This is a genomic window from Paenarthrobacter sp. NPDC090520 (genome assembly GCF_044769205.1).
Taxonomy (GTDB): Bacteria; Actinomycetota; Actinomycetes; order Actinomycetales; family Micrococcaceae; genus Arthrobacter.
Genome location: NZ_JBIVXM010000006.1, coordinates 203,080 through 223,231 on the forward strand (window position 1 = coordinate 203,080; position 20,152 = coordinate 223,231).

Annotated in this window: 16 protein-coding genes and 1 pseudogene; 11 read left to right on the forward strand and 6 right to left on the reverse strand. The window is 64.8% G+C overall.

Annotated elements, in window-relative coordinates:
• Nucleotides 1–59 precede the first annotated feature (59 nt).
• Both ACIQTZ_RS09920 and ACIQTZ_RS09925 read right to left on the reverse strand, forming a co-directional pair.
• The gene (locus ACIQTZ_RS09920; RefSeq protein ID WP_402979990.1) at nucleotides 60–719 is read right to left on the reverse strand and encodes a response regulator; all 660 of its coding nucleotides are present in this window, start codon (nucleotides 717–719) and stop codon (nucleotides 60–62) included.
• The gene (locus ACIQTZ_RS09925; RefSeq protein ID WP_402980128.1) at nucleotides 712–2,424 is read right to left on the reverse strand and encodes an ATP-binding protein; all 1,713 of its coding nucleotides are present in this window, start codon (nucleotides 2,422–2,424) and stop codon (nucleotides 712–714) included. Before ACIQTZ_RS09925 ends, ACIQTZ_RS09920 begins: the two co-directional genes overlap by 8 nt.
• 197 nt (nucleotides 2,425–2,621) lie before the next feature.
• Between ACIQTZ_RS09925 and ACIQTZ_RS09930 the strand changes: the two genes are divergently transcribed.
• Nucleotides 2,622–4,124: a CitMHS family transporter gene (locus tag ACIQTZ_RS09930; RefSeq protein ID WP_402979993.1), complete on the forward strand. Its 1,503-nt coding sequence runs from the start codon at nucleotides 2,622–2,624 to the stop codon at nucleotides 4,122–4,124.
• A gap of 24 nt (nucleotides 4,125–4,148) precedes the next feature.
• Here ACIQTZ_RS09930 and ACIQTZ_RS09935 read toward each other — a convergent pair whose 3' ends face one another.
• Nucleotides 4,149–4,487 carry a LytR C-terminal domain-containing protein gene (locus ACIQTZ_RS09935; RefSeq protein WP_402980131.1) on the reverse strand — a complete coding sequence of 113 codons (339 nt, stop codon included), beginning with the start codon at nucleotides 4,485–4,487 and terminating at the stop codon, nucleotides 4,149–4,151.
• A gap of 401 nt (nucleotides 4,488–4,888) precedes the next feature.
• A pseudogene (locus ACIQTZ_RS09940) lies at nucleotides 4,889–5,695 on the reverse strand (LCP family protein); the annotation flags it as partial.
• 168 nt (nucleotides 5,696–5,863) lie between these two features.
• Between ACIQTZ_RS09940 and gatC the strand changes: the two are divergent.
• Genes gatC through gatB form a run of 3 tightly spaced genes read left to right on the forward strand, consistent with a single transcriptional unit; the run spans nucleotide 5,864 to nucleotide 9,214 of the window.
• Nucleotides 5,864–6,160: an Asp-tRNA(Asn)/Glu-tRNA(Gln) amidotransferase subunit GatC gene (gene gatC, locus ACIQTZ_RS09945; protein WP_397325772.1), complete on the forward strand. Its 297-nt coding sequence runs from the start codon at nucleotides 5,864–5,866 to the stop codon at nucleotides 6,158–6,160.
• A 4-nt stretch (nucleotides 6,161–6,164) separates the two neighbouring features.
• Entirely contained in the window at nucleotides 6,165–7,706 is a 1,542-nt protein-coding gene (gene gatA, locus ACIQTZ_RS09950; RefSeq protein WP_402979996.1) for an Asp-tRNA(Asn)/Glu-tRNA(Gln) amidotransferase subunit GatA, read from the forward strand.
• Entirely contained in the window at nucleotides 7,706–9,214 is a 1,509-nt protein-coding gene (gene gatB, locus ACIQTZ_RS09955) for an Asp-tRNA(Asn)/Glu-tRNA(Gln) amidotransferase subunit GatB (RefSeq protein WP_402944102.1), read from the forward strand. The genes gatA and gatB overlap by 1 nt, the downstream gene beginning before the upstream one ends.
• Nucleotides 9,215–9,264: 50 nt before the next feature.
• On the opposite strand, the gene ACIQTZ_RS09960 is transcribed toward gatB, so the two are convergent.
• Nucleotides 9,265–10,293, reverse strand: a complete 1,029-nt coding sequence (locus ACIQTZ_RS09960; protein ID WP_402944100.1) for a formylglycine-generating enzyme family protein — start codon at nucleotides 10,291–10,293, stop codon at nucleotides 9,265–9,267.
• A gap of 205 nt (nucleotides 10,294–10,498) precedes the next feature.
• Between ACIQTZ_RS09960 and ACIQTZ_RS09965 the strand changes: the two genes are divergently transcribed.
• The 5 genes from ACIQTZ_RS09965 to ACIQTZ_RS09985 all read left to right on the forward strand — a co-directional run bounded on the left by ACIQTZ_RS09965 (nucleotide 10,499) and on the right by ACIQTZ_RS09985 (nucleotide 16,536).
• Nucleotides 10,499–11,533 carry an ABC transporter permease gene (locus tag ACIQTZ_RS09965; protein WP_402979999.1) on the forward strand — a complete coding sequence of 345 codons (1,035 nt, stop codon included), beginning with the start codon at nucleotides 10,499–10,501 and terminating at the stop codon, nucleotides 11,531–11,533.
• 31 nt (nucleotides 11,534–11,564) lie between these two features.
• On the forward strand, nucleotides 11,565–12,488 hold the full coding sequence (locus ACIQTZ_RS09970; RefSeq protein ID WP_402980001.1) for a carbohydrate ABC transporter permease: 924 nt from the start codon (nucleotides 11,565–11,567) through the stop codon (nucleotides 12,486–12,488).
• A 57-nt stretch (nucleotides 12,489–12,545) separates the two neighbouring features.
• Complete coding sequence (locus tag ACIQTZ_RS09975) at nucleotides 12,546–14,207, forward strand: sugar ABC transporter substrate-binding protein (RefSeq protein WP_402980004.1); 1,662 nt, start codon at nucleotides 12,546–12,548, stop codon at nucleotides 14,205–14,207.
• Between the two features lie 80 nt (nucleotides 14,208–14,287).
• Nucleotides 14,288–15,325 (forward strand): LacI family DNA-binding transcriptional regulator, encoded by a 1,038-nt coding sequence (locus ACIQTZ_RS09980; protein ID WP_402980006.1) that lies wholly within the window; start codon nucleotides 14,288–14,290, stop codon nucleotides 15,323–15,325.
• Nucleotides 15,326–15,342: 17 nt separating this feature from the next.
• A complete protein-coding gene (locus tag ACIQTZ_RS09985) occupies nucleotides 15,343–16,536 on the forward strand; it encodes a Gfo/Idh/MocA family protein (protein ID WP_402980008.1) in 1,194 nt (397 codons plus the stop codon).
• 57 nt (nucleotides 16,537–16,593) lie between these two features.
• Here ACIQTZ_RS09985 and ACIQTZ_RS09990 read toward each other — a convergent pair whose 3' ends face one another.
• Nucleotides 16,594–17,523, reverse strand: a complete 930-nt coding sequence (locus tag ACIQTZ_RS09990; protein ID WP_402944090.1) for a LysR family transcriptional regulator — start codon at nucleotides 17,521–17,523, stop codon at nucleotides 16,594–16,596.
• A 109-nt stretch (nucleotides 17,524–17,632) separates the two neighbouring features.
• Between ACIQTZ_RS09990 and tdh the strand changes: the two genes are divergently transcribed.
• Nucleotides 17,633–18,679, forward strand: coding sequence for an L-threonine 3-dehydrogenase (gene tdh, locus ACIQTZ_RS09995; RefSeq protein WP_402980010.1), 1,047 nt, complete (start codon nucleotides 17,633–17,635; stop codon nucleotides 18,677–18,679).
• A 20-nt stretch (nucleotides 18,680–18,699) separates the two neighbouring features.
• Nucleotides 18,700–19,893, forward strand: a complete 1,194-nt coding sequence (locus ACIQTZ_RS10000) for a glycine C-acetyltransferase (RefSeq protein WP_400331201.1) — start codon at nucleotides 18,700–18,702, stop codon at nucleotides 19,891–19,893.
• Nucleotides 19,894–20,152 lie beyond the last annotated feature (259 nt).

Sequence of the window (20,152 nt, forward strand, 5' to 3'; positions counted from 1 at the left end):
AGGGGACAGTAACTGCTCCACTGAACGCTGAGTGGAGCACTTGCTGTCCCCTACTTGGGTCAGCCCGGGATGCCGTAGCGGTGTTCCGGGCGGCCCGTGGTTCCGTAGCGCAGTTGGATTTCGACGGCGCCATCGTCCGCGAGCGAGGACAAGTACCTTTGCGCTGTGGCCCGGGAGACGCCCACCCGGTCCGCGACTTCGGCTGCGGAGTACTGCTCACCCGCCACCAGCGACTCCAGCACGGCCGCTTCGGTCGCCGATCGCGGCTTGGCCGACGGCGTCACGTCGCCGGGGATGAGGGCCCGCTTGGCCCTTTCGATGCTGCCCTGGTCCACACTGGGTTGTTGGCCCAGAATGCGGCGGTACCGGGCATAGGCCCGGAGCTGCTGGGACAACGATTCGGCGGTGAAGGGCTTCAGCAGATAGCCAAGCGCGCCGCGGCGGAACGCAACCTTGATGGATTGTGCATCCGAGGCCGCGGTCAGCATCACCGCGTCAACATCGAGCTGGCCCAGGAGGTCCAGTCCCGAACCGTCGGGCAGGTACACGTCCAACAGCACCAGGTCCGGCCGGAGGCTGTGGATGGCCTGCAGGGCCTGGGACACGGAGCCTGCGGGGGCGAGTGCCATGAAACCCGCCACGGAATCGACGTAGGCCGCGTGCAGCCTGGCCACGTGGAAGTCATCATCCACGATCAGCACCCTCAAGTCCTCAACCACTGCTGTCCTTTCCCAACGTTGAGTCGGTGTCCGTCGCCGCAGAGTCCATGACTCCGGGGACACTTGCCATAAAAACTGCTCCTGGACCTCCTGTGCTGCCGGCTTCCAGCACCCGGACGTCCCCACCGCGGCGCCGGGCAAGTTGGCGTACCAAAGCCAGGCCCAAGCCCTGGCCGGCGCCCGGACGCGCCGGATGGTCCGCCGTCGTAAATCCTTCCGCAAACACGTCCTCCGGTTCGATACTGCCCAAACCGTCGCCCGAGTCTCCCACCACGATGTGGAGGGTGCCGCCGTCGTGCGTTGCATCGTCCAGGAGCTCAACCTCCACCCAGCGCTCAGTCGCTGAGCCGGCGACGGCGGCGTTGACGGCGTTGTCGATCAGGTTGCCCAGTACCGTGGTGACGTCCTGGGGGTCGGCCACATGACCGCGGACCAGGGTTTCGGGGCCGATGCGCAACGCCACGCCGCGCTCGGAAGCCTCGACGCTCTTGGCGCCCACGAACGCTTGCAGGTACGTGTCCTGAAGCAGTTCGCCCTGCTCCACCGGGAACTTCAGTGGGCCGGTGGCGGAGATGCGGGCCAGGTATTCCTTGGCTTGCTCGTACTGTCCGATGCTCATGAATCCCGCGATGGTATGGAGTTGGTTGGCGAACTCGTGGCGCTGGGCGCGCAGGGCCGTGGACATGGTTCCCACGGCGTCGAGTTGGCGGGTCAATTGCTGGAGCTCGGTACGGTCACGGAGCATGACCACCCAGCCGAGGTCCTCCTTGCGGTGCCAGGCCTTGCGCGCGCTGGCCACCAGCACGCGCCCGCCGGCCACCACTTCCACGGCCTCCGCGTCCTGGGCTGCCGGACGGGTGAGCTTTTTGAGCTGCTCCGGCACCGGAGCGGTGGCCCAGTCCTGGCCTGTGGCATCGGGAACCTCCAGGAGCCGGGAAGCTGCCGCGTTGAAGACCGAGATCCGGCCGTCGGCGGCAATGCCGATCACGCCGTCGTCCACGCCCTGCAGGACTGCCACTTGGTCGTGGACCAAGGTGCTGATTTCTTCCGGTTCCAGTCCGAGGGTGAGCCGCTGCAACCGGTGGCGGAGCAGGAACGAGGCCAGGACGCCGGCCAGCAGGGCACCACCTGCCGTCAGGGCAATTGGCGCGATGTCCCGGGCCAGGCTTTGGCTCAGGGATTCCATGGAGTAGCCCACGCTGACCTCGCCCACGATCGCACCGTTGGACGTACCGGCACCCTCGGGAGTCCCCGGCGCGTAGATCGGGACCTTCGCGCCGGCGGACGGGCCGAGTGTTCCTGTGTTGCGGGTAGTGATTTCCTGGCCGCCCAAGGCAACCGACGGATCCGTGCTCACCCGCTCGCCCAGCCTGGCCGTCTCGGGGTGGGCCAGCCGTAATCCGGTTTCGTCGGTAATCACCACGAACAGGGCGCCGGTCCGGATCCGGGCGGCTTCGGCGGCCTCCTGCAGGGGACCGGCAGCGAGTACCGCCGGGGGAGGGGTGCCTTCTTCCTTGCTGATTTCCTGGACGTCGGATCTGACATCGGGATCAGCTGCCACAGTCCGGGCCAGGGTCAGGGCCTGGTTCTCGGCTTCCGTGCCGATGCGGTCGTAGACCAGCCAGGCGTGGACGGCCCCGCTGAGGAGAACCACCAGGAGTACGACGCCGAGCTGGAGGAGGAGTGTCTGGGTGGAGAAGCGCATACTGATCCGGCTGTTGCGGGGCACCTTCACTCCTTTCCTCCTGTTCCATTGAATCACTGAGCACAATGCGCAAAACGTTCGCAACGAGCAGTATTCCCATCAAGACCCACAAACCTCACGGCGTGACGGAGGCCACCCTACGGTTTGTAGTGCGCATCACACCGAAGTGTTGCCATCACAGTAGTAAGGAGCCGGCCGTGCTGGTTTTGCTTGGATTCGCAATGATTGCGGTATTCATGGTCCTGATCATGACCAAAAAACTGACGCCAGTCCTGGCGCTGATCATCGTCCCCACCATCTTCGGCCTCTTCGCCGGAGCCGGGCTCGGCATCGGACCCATGGTCATGGATTCGATGAAGTCCATGACGTCCACGGCCGCGCTCCTCATGTTCGCGATCATCTACTTCGGCCTCATGATCGACGTCGGACTCTTCGACCCCCTGGTGAAGTTCATCCTGCGCAAGCTCGGCAACGACCCCGCCAAGGTGGTCCTCGGCACGGCGATCCTCGCCGCCGCCGTTTCCCTCGACGGTGACGGCTCCACCACGTTCATCCTCACGACGGCCGCGATGCTTCCGGTCTACCTGCGCCTCAAGATGAGCCCCGTCGTCCTCACCTGTGTGGCAGGCCTCGCCAACGGCACCATGAACATCCTGCCGTGGGGCGGCCCCACAGCCCGCGCCGCAACGGCCCTGCACCTGGACGTCAACGACGTCTTCGTCCCGATGGTCCCGTCCCTGATTGTTGGCCTGATCGTGGTCCTCGTCTTCTCCTGGCTGCTCGGCCTGCAGGAGCGCAACCGCCTCCGCGCCACCGCTCCGGAGATCTGGGGCGAGGTCGCCGATCCGTCTGACGCGTTCGACGGCGGTAACGGCCGCGGCGGCGCTGTTGCGGCCGGTTCGGGCTCAGGTTCGGCCAAGGGCAGCTCCCGCTTTGGCCGCACCGGCTCAACCCCGACGGCGGGTGAGCCGGGCACCGGCGGAGGCTCCGTCGTCGTGGTCCTGGAACGCACCGAAGAACTGGTTGACGAGCACGACACCGCCATGGCGGACACTGCACTGGATCCCAACCGCTCCACGCTGCGCCCCAAGCTGCTCTGGTTCAACCTGGCCCTGACCGTCGCGGTGATGGTGACCCTGGTAGCCAACATCATCCCGCTGCCGTTCGTCTTCATGGTGGGCTCGGCCGTTGCACTCCTGGTGAACTTCCCCAAGGTCAAGGACCAGGGCGCCCAGTTGATCGCCCATGCACCGTCCATCGTGGCAGTGGTCAGCATGGTGATGGCAGCCGCAGTCCTCACGGGTGTACTGAATGGCACCGGCATGGTCAAGGCCATGTCCGAGTGGCTCGTCCAGATCATCCCCGCGGACATGGGACCGTTCATGGCAGTGATCACCGGCGTGCTCAGCATCCCCATGACGTTCTTCATGAGCAACGATGCCTTCTACTTCGGCGTCCTTCCCGTCCTTAGCGAGACCGCCGCGCACTACGGTGTTGGCGCCGCGGACATGGCCCGCGCTTCCATCACCGGCCAGCCGTTCCACCTGCAGAGCCCCTTGGTCCCGGCCATCCTCCTGCTGGTCTCCCTGGCCAAGGTGGACCTGGGCGACCACCACAAGAAGGTCCTGTGGCGCACCGCGGTCATCTCGCTGGTGATGCTGGCAGTCGGTGTCCTGACGGGAGCCATCGGCATCGGCTAAAAGTTCCGCCGTTACCGCAAATGATCAGCCTGCCGGGTTCGTCGCCTGGCAGGTCTGGTCATTTGCTGTTTGTGCAGCAACGTTCCCTTGGGCGGGCGCCGGGGTGGGCTTGGCGCCTGACGCAAAGTCCTCGCCCGCGTAAATCTGGACGCCTTGGATGGCTGAGGCGGGTTGGATGCTGCTTGCCGGCAAACCGAACATCGCGGCGACGTCCGCGGCCACGTCCTCAAAACCGGACTGATAGTAGACCACGGTGGTGGGTACCGCCTGGGCCTCGAGCTTGGTGATCTGGGTGAAGCCGGCCGTCGTGAGCGTTTCCGCGATGGCGTTGCTGCGGCCTGCCACGTTGGTGCCGTTGGCCACCGAGACCGGTTGGAGGGACTTGTCATACGAAGACGTGGCGGGCGCCGTGGACTGGTCGGCCTGCGCAGGGGGGCACCCTTGCTGAGGTCCGCGCTGTTCTGCAGGGCCGAGAAGAGGTTTCCTGCCGCGGGTTCGTCCAAGGACAGCCGGTTGGGATCAGAGGGCGCCGGAACCGTAGGGACGGTGATGAAATTGACCTTCGCAGGGTCGATGTTCTTGAGCCGGTCCGCGATGGTCAGCAAGGATGGAACCGAAGCCAAACCTGTGTCCACGGTCAGGTTCTTGGTCATGGTGTCTGCGATATCCAGCACCTTCTGCGGGTTGCTGAGGGTTCCCTCGGACTTGAGCTTGCGGGTCAGCGAACCGAGGAATGCCTGCTGGGCCTGGATGCGGCCCAGGTCCCCGCCATCGGCGAAAGCATGCCGGGTCCGGAGGAAAGCCAGCGCCTGGTCGCCCTGCACCTGCGAGGTTCCCTCCGGGAGCTTAAGACCGGAATCGGGATCGTTGACGGCCGAGTTGACGCACACATCCACGCCGCCAACCGTGGTGGAGAGTTCTTTGACCGCGTTGAAGTCGGCCATCATGAAGTGGTCGACCTCGAGTCCTGTCAGTTTGCTCACCGTGTCCACGGCACACCCGATGCCGGCCTCGGCCATGGCGCTGTTGATCATCACGCCCTCGCGTGCGGCGTGCTGCTGCTTGGTTTCCTGGTCTGTGCACTCCGGGACGTCCACCAGCAGGTCCCGCGGGAAGCTGATGACGTTGACGTTCTGGTTGTCCGCTGAAATGTCCACCAGCATCATGACGTCCGACTGCCCATAGCCGGCGGATTGGTCGGCCGTGCCGTACTGGCTGTTCTTGCCGCTGCGGGTATCGCTGCCCAGGACCAGGATCTGGAGCCGGTCCTTCCGGTCGTCCACGGCGCCTTCGGTCCGGGTGCCTCCCGCGCCCAAGGAACCGGTGGAGATGTTCGATTGCAGGCGCCAGAGCCAGTAACCGCCGAAGCACAGGACGCCCACCAGCACTGCGGCAACCACCAGGATGCCCACCCTGAGCCAACGGCGACGCTTGCGCGTCGGTGAGCCCAGGCTGCCTTCGGCGAGGCTTCCTTGGCCTGGGTAAAGCGTGGGTTCTGAGGGGTTGTGGTCAGGGATATTGTGGCGACCTTGCACGTCGCGGGCCTTTCCTCGGGGTAAGAAGCTGTCCATGGTACGCACCGAAACTGGGAACTTCCCGAGTCAGGGTCCTTGCCTGCGGGCAGGCCTGCCCCCATCCGCACGGCTGCTGACGGCCGTTGACGGCTGCACGGCAGGTGAAGGGCAGCCCGGCCAAGTAGACTGGTCCGGAAAACCATTTGAACTTTGCAGGGGAGATCCATGGCTGCGATCAACCGTGACGACGTCGCGCATCTTGCGCGTCTGGCTCACATTGAAATGAGTGCCGAAGAGCTGGACAGGATGGCCGGCGAGCTTGCCGTCATTGTGGATTCGGTGAAGTCCGTCAGCGAAGCCGCCGGGGATGACGTCCCGGCCACGTCCCACCCGATTCCGTTGACCAACGTGTTCCGCGAGGACGTTGTGGGCCACACGTTCACGGCCGAGCAGGCATTGTCCGGCGCCCCTGACGCTGCCGAGGACCGTTTCAAGGTTCCGGCAATTTTGGATGAGGACTAACACCATGACTGAACTGAAGAACGAACTCATCCACCACTCCGCTGCCGATCTCGCCGCCAAGCTGGCCGCCCGCGAGGTATCCGCCGTCGAGGTTACCCAGGCGCACCTTGACCGGATCGCCGACGTCGACGGCCAGGTCAACGCGTTCCTGCACGTCAACACGGAGGAAGCCCTGTCCGTCGCAGCCGAGGTTGATGCCGCGCGGAATGCGGGCGAAGAGCTCCACGCGCTCGCCGGCGTACCCATCGCGGTCAAGGACCTGATCGTCACCATCGGCCAGCCGACCACCGCCGGCTCCAAGATCCTCGAAGGGTGGCACAGCCCCTACGACGCGACGGTCATCAAGAAGCTCCGCGCGGCCAAGATGCCCATCCTGGGCAAGACCAACCTTGACGAGTTCGCCATGGGTTCGTCCACGGAGCACTCGGCGTTCGGCCCTACACGCAACCCGTGGGACCTGGACCGCATCCCCGGCGGTTCCGGCGGTGGCTCCGCTGCCGCCGTCGCAGCTTTCGAAGCTCCGCTCGCCCTCGGTACGGACACCGGCGGCTCCATCCGCCAGCCCGGTGCCGTCACGGGAACGGTGGGCGTGAAGCCCACCTACGGTGCCGTGTCCCGTTATGGTGCCATCGCGATGGCGTCGTCGCTGGACCAGATCGGCCCCGTGTCCCGGACCGTCCTTGACTCCGCGCTGCTGCAGGAAGTCATCGGCGGACACGATCCCTTCGACTCCACGTCCCTGACTGATCCCTTCACCAACCTGGTTGCCGCCGCCCGCCTGGGCAACGTTGCCGGGCTCAAGATCGGCATTATCAAGGAACTGCACGGCGAGGGCTACCAAGCCGGGGTCGAGAACCGCTTTAACGAGTCCCTTGAGATCCTCAAGGACGCCGGTGCGGAAATCGTGGAGGTTTCCTGCCCCAACCTCAAGTACGCCCTTGGCGCCTACTACCTGATCATGCCGTCCGAGGTGTCCAGCAACCTGGCCAAGTTCGACGGCGTCCGGTACGGCTTGCGGGTCCTCCCCAAGGACGGCCCCATGACCATCGAACGTGTCATGGCCGCAACCCGCGCCGCCGGTTTCGGCGACGAAGCCAAGCGCCGCATCATCCTGGGCACCTACGCCCTGAGCGCCGGGTACTACGACGCCTACTACGGCTCGGCCCAGAAGGTCCGTACGCTGATCCAGCGCGACTTCGACGCCGCCTTCGCGCAGGCCGATGTCCTGATCTCGCCCACCGCGCCTACCACGGCGTTCAAGTTGGGGGAGAAGCTGGACGATCCGCTGGCCATGTACCTCAACGACGTCGCCACGATTCCCGCCAACCTCGCCGGCATCCCGGGCCTGTCCCTTCCCGGCGGCCTGGCAGACGAGGACGGCCTTCCCGTGGGCATCCAGCTCCTGGCGCCTGCCCGCGAAGACGCCCGCCTGTACCGCGTCGGCGCCGTCCTCGAGTCCATCCTTGAAGAGAAGTGGGGCGGCCCGATGCTCGCACAGGCACCTGTCTTGGGTTCTGCTTCCACCACCGCCGGAGGTTCCAACTAATGTCCGTCGACGCAACCCTGAGCTTCGAAGAAGCCATGGAGAAGTACGATCCCGTCCTGGGGTTCGAGGTCCATGTGGAGCTCAACACCAAGACCAAGATGTTCTCCTCGGCTCCGAACGTCTTCGGCGACGAGCCCAACACCAACGTCAACGAGGTTGACCTGGGCATGCCCGGCGTTCTTCCCGTGGTCAACAAGACGGCCGTGGAGTCCTCCATCAAGATCGGCTTGGCCTTGAACTGCAAGATCGCCGAGTCCTGCCGCTTCGCCCGGAAGAACTACTTCTACCCGGACACCCCCAAGAACTTCCAGACCTCCCAGTACGACGAGCCGATCGCCTACGACGGCTACCTGGACATCGAGCTGGAAGACGGCACGGTTTTCCGCGTTGAGATCGAGCGCGCGCACATGGAAGAGGACGCCGGCAAGCTGACCCACATGGGTGGCGCCGCGGGCCGCATCCAGGGTGCCGACTACTCACTGGTGGACTACAACCGTTCCGGCGTTCCGCTGGTGGAAATCGTCACCAAGCCGATCGAGGGGGCGGGCAGCCGGGCACCGGAACTGGCCAAGGCGTATGTTGCGGCGATCCGTGAAATCGTGAAGAACCTGGGCGTTTCCGATGCCCGCATGGAACGCGGAAATGTCCGCTGCGACGCAAACGTCTCCCTTCGTCCGCACGGGCAGGAGCGCTTCGGCATCCGGTCCGAGACCAAGAACGTGAACTCGTTGCGCGCCGTGGAGCACGCAGTCCGCTACGAGATCCAGCGCCATGCAGCCGTTTTGGATTCCGGTAACCCGATTGTCCAGGAAACGCGCCACTGGCACGAGGACACCCGTTCCACGACGTCCGGGCGGCCCAAGTCCGACGCCGACGATTACCGCTACTTCCCTGAACCGGACCTGGTTCCCGTGGTTGCCTCGCGTGAATGGGTTGAGGAGCTGCGCGCCACCTTGCCCGAGCCGCCCGCGGAGCGCCGCAAGCGCCTCAAGGAAGCCTGGGGCTATTCGGACCTCGAGTTCCGCGACGTGGTGAACGCCGGCGTCATGGACTCCATTGAGGAGACTGTTGCTGCCGGTGCCAGCGCAGATGTCGCCCGTAAGTGGTGGATGGGTGAGGTTGTTGGCCGTGCCAAGACCGCCGAAGTCGACCCCGCCGAACTCGGTGTCACGCCGGAGCTGATCGTCGAGCTCAACAAGTTGGTTGAAGGCGGCAAGATCAACAACAAGATGGCCTCCCAGGTCCTGGACGGCGTCCTCGCCGGTGAAGGAACCCCGGAGGAGATCATCCAGAAGCGCGGCCTCGCGGTGGTTTCCGACGACGGCCCGCTCCTGGAAGCCATCGATGCCGCCCTGGCTGCCCAGCCGGACGTTGCGGAGAAGATCCGCGGCGGCAAGGTCCAGGCCATCGGTGCCATTGTCGGCGGCGTCATGAAGGCCACGCGTGGCCAGGCCGACGCCGGACGTGTCCGCGAACTGATCCTCGAGAAGCTCGGGGTACAGGGCTAGGAACGCCTCCATAAGAAGCAGGCCGCAGACTTTGTCTGCGGCCTGCTTTTTTAGAGCGCCACGGTCCTGAAGCCAAGGTTTGCACTGGCCGAATCCGGCGTGTTCGAACTGCGCGCCGCCAACCGGTAGCGGTTGCAGTAGGAGTCGTGGCATAGGTAGGAGCCGCCGCGCATCACGCGTCCCCTCCCCACCGTGGGTCCCTGCGGATCCTGCACCGTGCCGTTGGCCAGGCATGTTGCGTAGTACTTGGGCAGGAACCAGTCGCTGCACCACTCCCACACATTGCCGCTGGTCTGGTACAAACCGTAGCCGTTCGGGGCGAACCAACGGGCGGGTGCGGTGGTCAGGAAGCCGTCCTCCACGTCATTGCGCACGGGGAATTGACCCTGCCAGATGTTGCAGTTGTGGCGGGATTCCCCTTCGCCGGAGCTATGGAGCCCGTTGCCCCACGGGTAGCGCAGGCCTTCCTCTCCGCCACGGGCCGCGTACTCCCATTCGGCTTCAGTAGGGAGCCGTCGGCCGGCCCAGGCGCAGTAGGCCAGGGCATCGTTGTAGGAAACGTGGGTCACCGGGTGGTCGGGAATTTCGCTCCAGTGGGAGAGCGGTCCTGCCGGGTGGGCCCAGTTGGCGCCGCGGACGTTGAGCCACCACGGGACGTTGGTGACCCGGTTGAGGATGTCCTTCGGCTCTACCTGGACCGCCAGGTGGAAGACGGGCGAGGTTCCGAAGCTTTCCGATTCGGTCCGGTAGCCGGTGGCATCGACGAAAGCCGCAAACTCCTGGTTCGTGACGGTAGTGGCGCTGATGAGGAAGGCCCCGACTCCCACTTCATGTACGGGAGACTCGCCGTCGTCCGCATAGCCTTCGTTGAAGGGGTCGCCCATGGCGAACGTCCCGGCCGGGACGGTGACATCGTTGGAACCGGCCTGCGCGGCCGCACGTTCGGGTGTGGGACCTTGGGCGGAACGCACGACGCCGGTCGGCGGCGTGGGGTGTCCGTCCGCCGCGCGCTGTGGCGGCGTTAGCCCCGGCGTCGAACCTTCCCGGGCGGTTCCGCCCGGACTGCAGCATCCTGCCATTCCCGCTCTTTCCTCACGTGCGAAGCCGTTCGTCGTGTTCGCCCCTCTTCCATCTTACTGGCGCTCTTTGTCCCTCAAAATGATGAAAACTGATTTCTAGGCGCAGTTTCAATCATGATCTTGCAAATGCGGTACGAGTCACTTATGGTTTGTTAAACGGTTAACGAACGTGGCTTGAATCACACTCGGCACTTGAGGAGACAGCATGAACTCGACAACGGAACAGGCTCCGGCATTGCCCGAAGCCAGCCGTGTCCCGGCTCGGGAGGGCGCCAAAGCGCCAGTGTCCGGCTCCCGGAAAGGCAAGGGCACCAAGCCGCCCAGCCAGAGCTTCCGCTCGCGCTTGAAGCGGGACAGGCAGATGCTCCTGATGATGGTTCCGGGCATCGCCTTCCTGTTGCTCTTCTTCTACATCCCCATCCTGGGCAACGTCATCGCCTTCCAGGACTACCAGCCCTACCTGGGCATCGGGGACAGCCTCTGGGTGGGCTGGCAGAACTTCGTGGACCTCTTCGCCAACCCGGACTTCATCCACGCGTTCTGGAACACGCTGTACCTGGCGGCCTGGCAGTTGGTGTTCCTGTTCCCGGTTCCGCTGGTCCTGGCCCTGATCGTCGATTCCCTGATCAGCACCAGGGTCCGGCAGGTCTTCCAGAGCATTGCCTACCTGCCCCACTTCCTTTCCTGGGTCCTGGTGATCGCCTTCTTCCAGCAGATGCTGGGCGGTGCCGGCTTCGTGAACAACCTGCTCCGGGACTGGGGCATGGATCCCATCCCGTTCATGACCAACTCCGAGACATTCCCTGTGCTGGTGGTGGTCCAGATGATCTGGAAGGACGCCGGCTGGGCCATGATCATCTTCCTCGCCGCCTTGGCGAGCATCGACGCTTCGCTCTATGAGGCGGCAGCGGCGGACGGTGCCGGACGGTGGCGCCGCATGTGGCACATCACCCTGCCCGGCCTGCGTCCCGTGATCGTCCTGCTCCTGATCCTGCGCATCGGCGACATCCTCTCGGTGGGCTTCGAGCAATTCATCCTGCAGCGCGACGCCGTGGGCGCAGGGGCCGCGGAAGTCTTGGACACGTTCACCTATTACACCGGCGTTGTGGGTGGCGGCTGGAGTTCGGGTGCCGCTGCGGGCTTGGCCAAGGGCGTGGTCAGCATGCTGCTGATCTATGGAGCGAACAAGTTGGCACACCGCTTTGGCGAAGACGGAATCTTTGCTCGAAAGGTCGGCTAGCCCCAGCGGCGGCCGAACAAGGAGAACCCCCATGGCAACAACACTTTTCACCCGAAAACCGCGCGAGCTGAGCTACAACCCCAAGCGTCCGGTCTGGAAGGAACGCCCTTCCGCGCTCTACCAGACCGTCAAGTCGGTGGTCCTGGTGGCCTTCAGCCTGTCCATCCTGGCACCCATCCTGCTGGTGGTCTCGACGTCCCTCGCGGACAACGAACAGCTGGTCAAGGCCGGCGGCTTTGTCCTCTGGCCGGAACGTCCCACGCTGGAGGCCTACGCCACCATCTTCAAAGGCCCCATGGTGCTGCAATCCCTGGGTGTGAGCGCCCTGATCACCGTGGTTGGCACCATCCTGGCCCTCTTCGTCACCATCACCATGGCCTACGCCACCAGCCGCTCGGTCCTGTTTGGCCGCCCCGTGGTACTCGCAGTCCTATTTACCCTGCTGTTTGCCCCGGGCCTGATCCCGTCGTTCCTCATGATCCGCCAACTCGGCCTGCTGGACTCGTTGTGGTCGCTGATCCTGCCGGGCATTTTCGGTGCCTTCAACTTCGTGGTGATGCGGTCCTTCTTCATGAACATTCCCGGCGAACTGATCGAGAGCGCCAGGATCGACGGCGCCAATGACTGGCAGATCCTCTGGCGGATCGTCTTGCCCTTGTCCAAGGCAGTGATCGCCGTGGTGGGCCTGTTCTACGCAGTCGGCTTCTGGAACTCGTTCTTCAACGCACTGCTGTACATCAACGACCACGGCAAGTGGCCCATCCAGCTGCTGCTGAGGAACTTCGTGGTGCAGGGGAGCGGTGCCGCCGACCAACTGGGCATCACCACCACCCCGCCGCCGCAGTCCATCCAGATGGCCGTGGTTGTCGTGGCCCTGGTTCCCATCCTCATGGTCTACCCCTTCCTGCAGAAGCACTTCGCCAAGGGCGTCATCACGGGCGCCGTCAAGGGCTAGGCCACCAAAAATCCCACGCGTCAGAAACCAACAAAGATCACCAGAAAGGGTTATGCCATGAAGAGCACTACCTCAGGACAGGCTGGATTCAGCCGCCGCGGCTTCCTTGGCCTCGCCGGCCTGGCCGTGACCGCCGTCGGCCTGTCCGCCTGCGGTGGCGGCGGAGCTTCCGGGGGTGGGGGCGCCGCTGCCTCCGCCACGGTCAAGCTGCCCACCTACAAGGAGTTCACGGGCGTGACGCCGGACATCGCCGGCAACGCCCAGGGCCTGCAGGCCGGATACTTCAAACTGCCCAACGCCGTGCAGTCCGTGAAGACCCCGCCGCTCAAGGGCAAGGTCACCGGCCTCACGGAAACCTTCGACACCATGAGCCCGGGCCTGAAGGACAACCCGTTCTGGCAGCGCCTCAACGCCAAGCTCGGCGGGGACCTCGAGCTGCAGATTGCCGAAGACATCGGAGACGGCTACCCGGCCAAGTTCGCCACCGTCCTTGCCAGCAACGACCTCCCGGACATGATGTGGGTACCGCCAAACCAGGGCATCCCCAACGTGGGCCCCATGCTGGAGGCCAAATTCCAGGACCTCACGCCGTACCTCTCCGGCGACGCCGTGCTCGAGTACCCCAACCTGGCCGCACTGAAGCCGGATTCCTGGAAGACCGCCGTCGTGAACGGCAAGATCTGGGGCGCTCCCATCCCGAGCACCCCGTTCGGCCAGGTGTACCTGGGCAACCACGACATGTGGGCGCAGGTGGGTGGCTTCGAAGCGTCCAGCGCCGACGAGTTCCTGGACAAGGCCAAGGAACTGACGCGTCCCGGCGAGCAGAAGTACGCCCTGGAACCGGCCTATATCAATGCCCTGCACATGGTCACCGAATGGTTCGGCGCCCCGAACAGCTGGGCCGTCAACAAGGACCGCACGCTGACCCACCTGTATGAAACCGACGAATACATGGCGGGCGTCGAGTTCACGGCCAAGATGTTCGCCGCCGGCGTGTTCTACCCGGATTCCAAGGCCACGGACATCCGCAACCGCGTGGCCAACGGCAGCGTTGCCGCGCAGGTGGTGGTGGGCCCGCACGATATCCGCAGCTACCGTTCACTGAGCCGTACCGCGAAGTTCGACATCCTCATTCCGTTCAGCGCCGACGGCAAGGTCAAGCCGACGTACGACATGGGCTACGGCACGGTGGGCTTCACGCCGTTCAAAAAGGCCGAGGAAGGCAAGATCCGCGAGCTGCTCGCCCTGATCGATTACCTCTCGGCGCCCTTTGGAACCGTGGAGTACATGCAGAAGAACTTCGGCGAACTGGGCCAGGACTACACGATCGACGGCAGCGGCAACCCGGTCCGCACGGATACGGGCACCATCAACGCGCCCGGCCTCGTCTCCGCCCTGAACATCATGGCCAGCCCGGAGAACGTCATCTTCAACCCCGGCTTCGACGACGACACGCGCTACGTCAGCGAGCAGGAGAAGAAGCTCCTGGAACTCGCCTGGCGCAACCCCACCAACGGTTCCTACTCGGACACCAACGCCAAGGTGGGCGCCAAGATCACCAAGCAACTCAGGGACAAGGTGGTGGACATCATTACCGGCCGCGCCAAGATCGACGAGCTCAAGGACGCGGTGAAGCGCTGGAAGAGCGAGGGCGGCGACAAGATGCGCGACGAGTACCAGGCTTCGTTGGACCCCAACGCGCCAGTGTTCCGGAGCTAGCGGCTTCCCGGGCAGGCCCGGCTTGACGGGCTAGCCTCGACACCACGGACACGGACATCACATCAACACCAGGGGGAACCATGGCAAAAACAAGCAGTACCGGCGTCAGGCCCACCATCCGCATGGTGGCCGAACTCGCCGGGGTCTCCACAGCCACGGTTTCCTATGTGATGTCCGGTCGCCGCGGTGACGGCGGGCCTGGCGTTTCGGATCCGACGGCGGAGAAGGTCAAGGCGGCCGCGGAGCGGCTCGGATACCGGCCCAACCAGGCCGCGCGCGCCATTCGCACCGGACGGACCAACACCGTGATCCTGTCGCTGACCATGCTTTCGGATCCGTGGTCCCTGTCCGTCATCGAGGCGGTCCAGCGGGCCGCGGAAACCCTGGGCATCACGCCGATGATCCTGGGCGACGCCGACTGGGTGAAAGTGCTCGGTACCCACAACGCGGACGCGGTCTTCGTGGATGCCGTCCGCGAAGACCAGACTGCGGCGCTCCGGAAACTGGCCGGGCACGGAACCACGTTGGTGGTCTTCAACGAAACGCTGGAACCGGAGGGTTTCGACGTGATCCGTTCCATCGCGGAGCCGGGCTGCCGGATGGCCGTGGAGCACCTCCTCCACGGACACCGGCGGATCGCTTGCCTGACTCCGGCCACGGCTGCCGGAACGTCCGGTGGCAGCCGCTACCGGGCGTACTCGGAGGCCTTGGCCGCCGCAGGGATCGACGAACGGGACGACTACGTGGGGCTCTTCGACGGAACCACGTCCGGAGCCTTTGCCGCCACGACCAAGCTCCTGGGACTTCCGGACCGGCCCACGGCGATCTACGCCACCACGGATTTCGCGGCCGTGAGCGCCATCAACGCCGCCCAACGCCTTGGCCTGGCCGTCGGTCAGGATGTGGACATCATCGGTGTGGGCAACACCGTGGAGGGCGAACGCATGTCGCCGTCGCTCAGCACCGTGGGTCCCGTGGACTTCTTTGACAAGCTCGCCAGGCTGCTCCTGCAGCGGGCCACGGGCACCGGTGATGCGCCGACGGTCCTGGATTTCCCCTGGCACCTCTTCGTGCGGGAATCGGCACCACACCGCAGTGCCGCAACAAGACTTAATTAGGAATCAGCAGAAGGAATGTGCACACCATGGAAAAGGATTTGAAGGTCGGCATCGTGGGTTTCGGCCTGCGTTCGGGGTTGTGGAAGCACGCCCACAAGCCCGGCCAGGGGTCTGTCGTCACGATCGTCTGTGACCTCAGCGAACGGGGACGGGCGGATGCCGCCGAGCGCATCCCCTCGGCACGGATCACGGACGACCTTGAGGAATTGTTGGTCAGCGGCCTGGACGCGGTACTGGTGCTGACCCCGGACAACCAGCACGCCGCCGTCGCCATCCGTACCCTGAAAGCCGGCATCCCCACGTTCTGCGAGAAGCCGCTGGACGTCACGCTCGAGGCCGCGGACCTGATCCTCAAGACCGCCTATGAAACAGGCACCCGGCTGTACGTCGGCCACAACATGCGCCACATGCCCGTGGTGGTCCAGATGCGCCAACTCATCGAGCAAGGAGTCATCGGTGAGGTCAAAGCCGTGTGGTGCCGCCACTTCGTGGGACACGGCGGCGACTACTACTTCAAGGATTGGCATGCCCAGCGGGCGAATGTCACGTCCCTGCTCCTGCAGAAGGGTGCCCACGACATCGACGTGATCCACTGGTTGGCCGGCGGCTACACCAAGCGCGTCGCGGCAGTCGGCGACCTCGCTGTCTATGGCGACGTGACGAACCGCGCCAACAACGACGGCAAGCGGATGGGCGACTGGTTCTCCCTGGACAACTGGCCGCCCACGGAGCAGCAGGACCTGGCGGAGGTGATCGACGTCGAGGACATCTCCATGATGAACATGGTGCTGGACAACGGCGTCCTGGCCTCCTACCAGCAGTGCCACTTCACGCCGGACTACTGGCGGAACTACACGATCATCGGTACCAAGGGCAGGATCGAGAACTTCGGCGACGGGCCGGGGGAGACCATCAACGTCTGGACGTCGCGCACCTCCGGCCGGGGCGAGCCGGACCAGGTCATCACCATCCAGGACGGCGAAGGCGGCCACGGGGGCGCGGATCCGCGGCTGATCGAGGAGTTCCTGCGGTTCGCTTCGGAGGGCGGCCGGACCCAGACCAGCCCCATCGCCGCCCGCCAGGCCGTGGTGGCCGGCATCCTGGCCGCAGAATCACTGCGCGCGGATGGGTCCGCCCGGGAAGTCCCGGAGTTGCCCGCGGAGTTGGTGGAGTACTTCGACGCCGGCCAGCCCGCCTTGGTCCGCGACTAGCCCAACTGGGTCGCAGTTAAGCTCGTTTTGACCGCTGAAAACGCGCACTAATGCGACTTACTTGGGTGCGGAAAGCCCGGTCATGACGGTTTGAAGTGACTCGCAAACCGTCATGACCGATTTCCGTTTAAGCGTCTCCGGCCGGGCCAGGATGTCGATCTTCCGCACGGAATTCACTCCGGACAACGGCCGGAGCACCACGCCGGCATCCAGCACCCGCCGTGCCGTGAACCTCGGCAGCAGCCCGATTGCCCCACCGGCCGAAACCAGCGCCGCCACGGTCGAGTAGTCGTTGATGCGGTGCAGCACTTCGGCCGGGCGCCCGCTCACAGCAACGACGGCGGCCAGCACGTCCGCGGGGGAGTACCCATCGCGGCTGGTCACCCAGGGTTCATCCACGACGTCGGACGGCTCCAGTTCGCGGTGTGCTGCCAGCGGGTGGTCCGCGGGCAAGGCAATGTCCAGGGGTTCATCCGCGAGCGGGATCACCGCCACCTTGTCCTCGGGCCACGGGGGACTGTTATCCATGCGGTGCGCCAGGACAAGGTCGTAGCGCGCCACCAATCCCGGGAAATCCTCCTGGGCCACATCCTCGTCGGACAGGCGCAACCGTGGCGACATCCCGCCGTCGGACGCTTTTCCCGAAGCCAGCAGCGCGGCGAGCGGTGCGAACAGTGCCTGCCCGGCGCTGTGGAAGGCGCTGACACTGACCGGCGCGTCGGGAGCGTCGTGGTAGGCGCCGATTGCCGCGCGGGCATCCGCCATGGCATTCACGACGGCGGCACCCGCCTCGGCGAGCACGCGGCCGGCGTCGGTGAGCACCAGGGCCCGGCCTTCCTTGCGGGTGAGCGGCACATCCACCGACTTCTGGAGCAACGCCAGCTGTTGGGAAACGGCCGACGGCGTGACCATGAGCGTTTCCGCCACGGCCTTGACGCTGCCCAGGTCCCCGAGCTCGCGAAGCATCTGCAGTTGGTGGATTTCCATTAGCAAATCCTAAATCGTGGATTGAGAAGAATCTAGTTGTGCTAAATCGTTGCCGGGTCTTCAATGGACTCAGCAGCAGCGAAGCAGCATCAAGCCAGTGAGGAATCCCATGAAGGCTCTCTACAAATCCGGACCACACGCCGGGTTCGAACTCGTCGACCGTCCCGAGCCCGAAGCGGGCCCCGGCGACGTCAAGATCCGTGTCATGACCACGGGTATCTGTGGTACGGACCTCCACATCCAGAGCTGGGATGCGTGGGCGCAAAGCATCATCGAGGCACCCCTGATTGCCGGACACGAGTTCTACGGCGAAGTGGTGGCGATCGGTGAGGACGTCCGCGATGTCAAGGTGGGGGACCGGGTTTCCGGCGAAGGCCACGTGGTCTGCGGCATCTGCCGAAACTGCCGCGCCGGACGCCGCCAGATGTGCATCCACACCGTCTCCGTGGGCGTGCAGCGCGATGGTGCGTTCGCCGAATACGTCGTCATCCCGGAGACCAACGTCTGGGTCCACCACGACGAATCCGTCACCCCGGAACTCGGCGCCATCTTCGACCCCTTCGGCAACGCCGTGCACACGGCTTTGAGTTTCCCGCTGGTGGGCGAAGACGTCCTGATTACGGGTGCCGGCCCGATCGGGCTGATGGCCATCGCTGTCGCCCGTCACGCCGGTGCACGCAAGATCGCCATCACCGATGTCTCTGAACCGCGGCTCGAACTTGCCCGGCAGATGGGCGTGGACCTGGCCGTGGACGTGTCCAAGATGCGCGTCCGCGAAGCGCAGCAGGCTCTCGGCATGCGCGAGGGCTTCGACATCGGCCTGGAAATGTCGGGACACCCCACGGCGCTGCCTGAGATGATCGACAACATGAACCACGGCGGACGCATCGCCATGCTCGGCCTGCCCAGCCAGTCCATCGACATCGACTGGGGCAAGGTGGTCACGCACATGCTCACGCTCAAGGGCATCTACGGCCGCGAAATGTTCGAGACCTGGTACGCCATGAGCGCCATGCTCTCTTCCAACCCGGTACTGCACCGCAGCATTTCCGCCGTCGTCACCGACAAGCTGCCGGCCACCGAGTGGGAAAAGGGCTTCGAGATCGCCCGCAACGGCGTGGGCGGCAAAGTGGTCCTCGACTGGACTGAACTCTAAGAATCCTCAGGAGCAATTCAATGTACTCAGCCATCAAAGACCAACTGCAGGGCGAACTGGACGAGATCCGCAGCGCCGGACTCTTCAAGACCGAACGCCACATCGACTCACCCCAGGCCAGCCACATCGCCGCGGGCCAACTCGGCCAACCCGCCAACAAGGTCCTGAACTTCTGCGCCAACAACTACCTGGGCCTGGCCGACCACCCGGACATCATCGCCGCCGCCAAGTCCGCCATGGACGAGCGCGGCTTCGGCATGGCCTCCGTGCGCTTCATTTGCGGCACCCAGGACCTGCACCTGGAACTGGAAGCCCGCGTTTCGGAGTTCCTGGGGACCGAAGACACCATCCTCTTCTCCAGCTGCTTCGACGCCAACGGTGGTGTGTTCGAGTCCCTCTTCGGCCCGGACGATGCCATCATCTCCGACTCCCTCAACCACGCCTCCATCATCGACGGCATCCGCTTGAGCAAGGCCAAGCGCTTCCGCTACGCCAACCAGGACATGGCCGACCTGGAAGCCAAGCTCGTGGAGGCGTCCGGTTCGCGGCGCAAGATCATCGTCACGGATGGAGTCTTCTCCATGGACGGCTACCTGGCGCCCCTCGAAGCGATCTGCGACCTCGCCGAGAAGCACGACGCTTTGGTGATGGTGGACGACTCCCACGCCGTCGGGTTCATGGGATCCACCGGCGCCGGTACCCCTGAGCACGCCGGGGTCTCGGACCGGGTGGACATCTACACGGGCACCTTCGGCAAGGCCCTTGGCGGCGCCTCCGGTGGATACGTTTCCGGCCGTGGCGAGATCGTGGCCATGCTGCGCCAGAAGGCCCGTCCGTACCTGTTCTCCAACTCCCTCGCACCGGCCATTGTTGCGGCCACGATCAAGGCCTTGGAACTCGTGCAGGGATCGGGCGAGCTGCGCACCCGCCTGTTCGAGAACGCTGCGCTGTTCCGCCGCCGGATGAGCGAGGAAGGCTTTGAACTGCTCGACGGCGAACACGCCATCATCCCGGTCATGTTCGGTGACGCCGTGGTTGCGGCGCGTATCGCCGACGAGATGCTCGGCCATGGCGTTTTCGTCACCGCGTTCAGCTACCCCGTAGTGCCCAAGGGCGCGGCCCGCATCCGCGTCCAGCTTTCCGCCGCGCACAGCACGGACGACGTCGAGGCTTGCGTCCAGGCGTTCGTCAAGAGCCGCGCCGCAGTCGCCTAACCCAACCCTCTCTCACCGACCACCCCCTTTTCCGGCACGCTCTCTCACCGATTGCCCCTTTTTTGGGGACGTTCTCTCACCGAATGCCCCTGTTTTGGGGACGTTCTCTCACCGAATGCCCCTGTTTTGGGGACGTTCTCTCACCGCGTTGCCCTCTATCGGCGCCCCGTTCATTCCCCGGAAAAGAGCGAGAGAGGGTTTGGTGGAAGGGGTGATTCGGTGAGAGAGGGTTTGGTGGATGGGGTGATTCGGTGAGAGA